Genomic DNA, 6,130 nt, shown 5'->3' with positions numbered 1-6,130 from the left:
TATGATACAGATTCAGCAAAATTATATGGGGGGTAGATCTTACCACTACAATCTGGTTATCGTCTTGTGCCAGCCAGTGATCTTCGTGAGCTGTACTCAGCAAAACTGAGGGGGTTCCGCAGCGGGACTGGCGTATGACGGTCGTGAGCGCGATGTTCCAGGCTGAAGATCATGATCGGCCCGAGTGCCTGGCGCTCCTCGGGCCGGTCGTCATTTGTCGGGTCTGAGCGCGCGAAAGTCCGCGCCCACCATTCGGAAGGTCGGGCTCCGCTTCCGTCGAGCCGTGTAGCTCGACGCCGCTGAGCACCCGTTCGGATCGGGCGGGGCAGCCGGCGGCACCAGATCTGAGCTGGTGTACCGCCGGCTGCACAGCGCTCAGGAGCCAGCCGTGGCCTCGGCGTCTTTGGCACGGGCGCGCAGCGCGCGCACCAGGCCGTCGCGGCCCTCGACCAGGGCGCGGCGCAGAGCCGGCTGCGGGTCGTGCGCGGCGAGGTAGGCGTCCACCGCCGCCAGCGTGTCCGGTTCGATGATCGCGGATGGGAACAGCATCTGCGTAATCGTCTGAGCCGTGTCGAAGGTCCGGGTCTGCCAGATCCGCTCGATCTCGGCGAAGAAACGGCTCACATATGGTCGGGTCAGATCCTCCTGGCCGGGTATCCAGAAGCCGCCCATGGTCGCCACCAGCAGGTGGTTCGACAGCGTGTCGGAGTCCATCACCGCCGTCCACGCGGCAGCCTTCGCCTCGGCGGTGGGCCGGGCCGAGCGGGCGGTAGCGGCCCGCTTCTCGCCGGTCGCGGTGCTGTCACGGGCAAGTTCGTTCTCGATCTCGGTGACTCCGTACACGCCCCGCGCAACCAACTGGATGAGCAGGGTCCAGCGCAGTTCGGTGTCGAGGGCGAGCCCGTCGATGACATCGGCGCCCTCGAAGATGGCGCGGACCCGACTGACCTGGTCGGGTCCTTCCGCGTGGGCGAAGGTGGTCGCGTAGACCAGCTGCAGGTCGCTGCCGGGTGCGGCGGTGCGTAGCAGCGCCTCGGCCCGCGCGGACACGTCCCGAAGCGCGGCCGACCGGTTCGCGGGATCACCGTAGGTGTCGATCGTGAGCTGAGCCTTGGCCAGCAGTGACTGCACGACTCCGATGTCATCCTCGGCGTCCACACCGGAGAGCACGAGCTTGACATAGTCCCGGGCGGCGAGCTCGGCGTCGCGGGTCATGTCCCAGGCCGCCGCCCAGCACAGCGTCCGCGGGAGCGATGCGCGGATCGCGCCGATCGAGTCGATCAACGTTGCCAGGGAGCGGTCGTCCAGGCGGATCTTGGCGTAGGTCAGGTCGTCGTCATTGATCAGAATCAGGTCTGGCCGGCGGGCACCGATGAGCTTCGGTATCTCGGTCAGCTCGCCGACGACGTCCAGCTCGATGCGCTCGCGGCGCAGCAGCGACCCGTCGGCGGCGCGGTCGTACAGGCCGATCGCCACCCGGTGCGGCCGCAGCGTCTGGCTCGCTGTGGGCGGCGACGACGCCGGCTCCTGCACCACGTCGAAGGCCGTGAACAACCCGGACGAGTCAGTCTCGAAGCGGGCCCGCAACGTGTTCGCCCCGGTGGTCTCCAGCCAGTCCGCGGCCCACACGGACAGGTCCCGGCCGCTTGCGTTCTCCAGTTCGTCAAGCAGGTCCCGCAGCGAGGTGTTGCCATACTCGTAACGGCGGAAGTAGGACCGCAGCCCGGCCAGGAACTCCTCCTGGCCCACCCATGCCACGAGCTGCTTGAGCACGGATGCGCCCTTGGCGTAGGTGATTCCGTCGAAGTTCGTCCGTACCGCCTCCATGTCGGTCGCGTCGGCGACGATGGGATGGGTGGAGGAAAGCTGGTCCTGCCGGTAGGCCCAGCCCTTCTCGGCGTTGGCGAACGTTGTCCAACCGTTGGTGAACCGCGTCGAGGAGACCTGGGCGAGCACCGACATGAACGTGGCGAACGACTCGTTCAGCCACAGGTCGTCCCACCAGCGCATCGTCACGAGGTCGCCGAACCACATGTGGGCCATCTCGTGCAGGATCGTCTCGGCCCGCCGCTCCCGGCGAGCCTCGGTGACCTTCGCGCGGAAGACGTAGTCCTCCAGGAACGTCACACAACCGGCGTTCTCCATCGCTCCGGCGTTGAACTCGGGGACGAAGAGCTGGTCGTACTTGCCGAACGGGTAACGGTAGTCGAACACCCGGTGGTAGAAGTCGAACCCGGCCTTGGTGATCGTGAGGATCTCGTCCGGGTCGAGGAACTCGGCCAGGGACTGCCGGCAGTACAGGCCGAGGTCAATCCCGTCGTGGTGGTCCCGGACCTCGTGGTAGGGGCCGGCGACCAGCGCGGTGATGTAGGTCGAGATGACCGGCGTGGCCTCGAAGAGCCACAGCGTCCGCCCGGAGCCGGAGTCCGTGGCCTCCAGCCGGCGTCCGTTCGAGATACACGTCCAGCTGGCCGGGGCCACCACCGAGAGCTGGAATACCGCCTTCAGGTCCGGCTGGTCGAAACAGGCGTACATCCGGTGGGCGTCATAGGTCTCGAACTGGGTGTACAGGTAGCCGGCACCGTCAACCGGGTCGACGAAGCGGTGCAGGCCCTCGCCGGTCTTCGAGTAGGCGCAGTCGGCCGCCACCTCAAGCTCGTTGACCTCCCGCAGATTCGCGAGGGTGATCCGGTTCCCGTCGTACACCTCGGCCGGGTCCAGGCGCTGGCCGTTGAGGGTCACCGCGCCGACAGCCGTGGCGATCAGCTCGATGAAGGTGGTGGAACCCGGCTCGGTACAGGTGAAGCGCACCGTTGTCCGTGAGGCGAACGTGGTGTCGCCAGTCGTCAGATCGAGGTTCGTCTCGTAGGAAGACACGTTGAGCAGCCGGGCGCGCTCACGCGCCTCGTCGCGGGTGAGGTTGTTGGCTGACACGCGGGTCCTTTCGAAGGGCCGGACAAGTGTCCCGCTCCGGGGCGAGGGTGGTGGACGCCGCGGTCCGCGACGACGGGGCTCCCAGTCTCCCACGTCCCAGCCGCCGGCCACGTCGGCTCCACCGGGCGGAGCCTGGTAACGGACAAACAGCTGTCCGGCGCACCCGCGGTCGGGTTTGATGCGGGCTTGGAACATTCGGGAGGCATGACCGGTCCAGGCGCGCCAGGTGCCGTGACGATGAGGGGGAGCACCGGTGAGGCGTGTTGCCGGCTTCGGGCGTTCTGGCCATCGGAGGGACCCGGAGCCCGCCGGCCCGCCCAGCTCGCTGGAACCGGAACCGCCCAGCTTGCTGGAACCGCCCGCGCCGGTGGGTATGCCCGGCCCGGTGGGCGTACCGCAGCGGCGGACACCCGCCGCTGCGGTCGATCCGCAGGTCCCGGCGGCGCTGCGGGTGGCCGCCGGCTGGTCCTGGCGCCTTCTCATCATCGGAGCGGCGATCTACATCCTGCTGCTGGCGGTCGGCCGGCTCCGTGTCGTGGTGATCCCAGTGATCGCCGGGCTGCTCATCAGCGCGTTGATCCGCCCGATCGCGGCGGCTCTGCGCCGGCACGGAGTGCCGAGGCTCGTGTCGTCCTTCCTGACCATCTTTGGTTTTCTGATCATTGTGGTGGGCGTGGGCGTGGGCGTCGGCTTCAACGCGGCTGATGAGTTCCCCAGTTTGTCCGACCAGGTCAGCAAGGGCGTGGAACAGGTCCGTGACTATTTACAGGACGGACCGCTGCATTTGTCGCAGAAGCAGCTGGACGATTTTACGAACGACATCACCCAGACGTTGGCGAACAACCGAGGCCGCCTTGTCTCGGGAGTGCTCTCCGGGGCCACGGTTGCGGCCGAGGTGGTCACGGGGCTTCTGCTCACACTGTTCTCAACGTTCTTCTTCGTCCACGACGGCGAGCGGATCTGGGACTGGATCGTCACCCGTTTCCCGCCCGAAGGCGAGGAACGGGTGCGCGGCGCGGGCCGGGAGGCATGGGCGACGCTGACCGGATACGTCCGCGGCACCATGTTCGTGGCGCTCGCGGATGCCGCGGGTATCACGATCGGGCTGGTGGTCGTCGGGGTTCCGCTCATCGCCCCGCTGGCCCTGCTGACCTTCCTGGGCGGGTTCATCCCGATCGTCGGAGCGACCGTGGCCGGCGGCGCCGCTGTTCTGGTCACGCTCGTCTCCAACGGCTGGGTGCCGGCTCTGGTCATTTTCGGGGTCGCGCTTGGGGTCCAGCAGGTTGAAGGTCATCTGTTGCAGCCGTTGGTGATGCGGCGGGCCGTGCGTCTGCATCCACTCGCGATCGTGATCTCCCTCGCCGCGGGTGGCGTGCTGGCTGGCATCCCCGGGGCGATCGCGGCCGTGCCGTTTGTCGCCGTGGTCAACCGGGTGGCCGGCTACCTCGCCCGGTCCAGGAGGCAGCCATCGGCTGCCGAGGGTTAGGGCGCCCGGCACCAGGACTGTCCGGCTCGCGCCCCAGGGCCGCGCGCATCCCGGACCGCGCGGCCCTGGGTCACCCGGTCAAGGACCGTCCGGTGGACGGGCGCCAGGACGGATGCGCCGCGGGCGTCATCCGGCTGGGGCACTTTTCTCAGATCATCGGAGTGGGTGGGAGTAGCGACGCCCCGGGGCGGGCATCATTTCGTCCCATGCGCGTCCATCTCGGTTCTGACCACGCGGGCTTCCAGCTGAAGACCTCATTGATCACTCGACTGACCGATCTGGGCCACTCGGTTATTGACCATGGGCCTGTCGTCTACGACCCAGACGACGACTACCCGCCATATGTGATCGCGGCCGCCGCGGCCGTCGCCGGCGAACCGGACAGCCTGGGTGTCGTCATCGGTGGTTCCGGCAACGGCGAGGCCATCGCCGCGAACAAGGTCACCGGTGTGCGCGCCGCCCTTGTCTGGAGCACGGAAACCGCTCGGCTCGCCCGGTTGCACAACGACGCGAACATCGCGAGCGTCGGTGCGCGGATGCACAGCGTCTCGGTGGCCACCGGCTTCATCGAGGTGTTCCTCAACACGTCGTTCAGTGCTGAACAGCGTCATGTTCGCCGGCTCACCATGCTCGCGGCCTACGAGCGGTCCGGCGTGGTGCCGGTCGCGTCCGCGCGGCCTGCGCCCTGACCTGGGGTCTTGACCCGGGGCACCGACCTGCCCTCGTTCGGCCTGGCGGGTCGCCAGGCCTGCCGTCGGACGCGATCTACTGTCGGCGTTGTGCCGGCGGGGCGGTGGCGGGGCCGGTCCAGGACCGCCGCCGAATCACGAGGGTGCGTTCGGCCTCGGCCAGGTCGTCGAGGCCGGGACGGGCGACGTCACGGGCTCGCATGGCCGTTCCCGGCGGCAGCCGGGAACGGCCAGCGCCGACCAGGGCACGCAGCCCGGGATCGTTCGTATCCCGTCGATGACCCGCCCGTTGGTTCTGATCGCTGCCGGAGCCGACTGGGCTCGGTGCGGCCGGCCCGTCGCCTCCGGCGGCTGTCCCGGTAGATCCGATCATCGATCGCTCCTGTTCAGCCGGGGACATCCCGGATCCAGCATGCGCCAGGACGGGGGCGGCTGCCGTGCTGGTACCTGGCGGCTGCCCGCCTGCCCCAGCCCCGCGGCGCCGCGCCCCTGTTGCCGGAGCCTCTTGTCACCGGGCGCTTGTGTCCGCGTGCCGCGCTGTTGCGCTGTTGCGCTGAAGCTTCCGGCCAGTGGCGAACTGGATGTGATGAGGTTCTGCCATGCTTGTTTCGGGTAGATGTCGGGGCGGGACACAACGCGGATCCCGCGCGGCGATTTCGTGCCATTGGGTACTGGCCCCGGTATTCCGGCGGTAGCACCGATATCGGCTAGATGATTTGGGGCGGACCTGTTCTGGCTGCCTTGCGTTCTAACGCTGCTGGAGGTGCCCGTGGGTACGAGGGGTTCGGCCAGCAGGTATGATTACGGGCTTTTACGCGCCTGGGCTCTCGGGAGCGCCATGATGACCTGCCGGCAGCTGTCTCAGCCACCCGCCCGCGGCCGGATTCCCGCGGGCTGTGCGCGAACGGACGGCTCGCGGCGGTTCGTGGCTGTGCGTGCCCGGCACTCTTGGCAAAACGACCGGTTGACAACATACGAACAACAATGGTGTTGGCGGTGGAGGTCGTCGACTATCGAGGGG

The 6,130-nt window shown here is 68.0% G+C and carries 4 protein-coding genes; 2 read left to right on the top strand and 2 right to left on the bottom strand.

What is annotated here, in order from left to right:
* Positions 1–375: 375 nt before the first annotated feature.
* On the bottom strand, positions 376–2,934 hold the full coding sequence (pepN, locus tag MJ783_RS21330; RefSeq protein WP_239313186.1) for an aminopeptidase N: 2,559 nt from the start codon (positions 2,932–2,934) through the stop codon (positions 376–378).
* Positions 2,935–3,280: 346 nt separating this feature from the next.
* Between pepN and MJ783_RS21325 the strand changes: the two genes are divergently transcribed.
* Both MJ783_RS21325 and MJ783_RS21320 read left to right on the top strand, forming a co-directional pair.
* A complete protein-coding gene (locus tag MJ783_RS21325; RefSeq protein ID WP_370651763.1) occupies positions 3,281–4,420 on the top strand; it encodes an AI-2E family transporter in 1,140 nt (379 codons plus the stop codon).
* A gap of 206 nt (positions 4,421–4,626) precedes the next feature.
* Entirely contained in the window at positions 4,627–5,109 is a 483-nt protein-coding gene (locus MJ783_RS21320; protein ID WP_239313188.1) for a ribose-5-phosphate isomerase, read from the top strand.
* A 76-nt stretch (positions 5,110–5,185) separates the two neighbouring features.
* Here MJ783_RS21320 and MJ783_RS21315 read toward each other — a convergent pair whose 3' ends face one another.
* Entirely contained in the window at positions 5,186–5,482 is a 297-nt protein-coding gene (locus MJ783_RS21315) for a hypothetical protein (RefSeq protein WP_239313184.1), read from the bottom strand.
* Positions 5,483–6,130 lie beyond the last annotated feature (648 nt).

It is taken from the genome of Protofrankia sp. Cj3, from assembly GCF_917627355.1.
GTDB lineage: Bacteria > Actinomycetota > Actinomycetes > Frankiales > Frankiaceae > Protofrankia.
The sequence above is the reverse complement of the archived record's forward strand: the minus strand, read 5'-3'. Positions and strand labels throughout refer to the sequence as shown.

Bases quoted from the DNA above. Each gene is read 5' to 3' on its own strand.
- MJ783_RS21320 (WP_239313188.1), top strand. From the start codon at position 4,627: ATGCGCGTCCATCTCGGTTCTGACCACGCGGGCTTCCAGCTGAAGACC.
- MJ783_RS21315 (WP_239313184.1), bottom strand. From the start codon at position 5,482: ATGATCGGATCTACCGGGACAGCCGCCGGAGGCGACGGGCCGGCCGCA.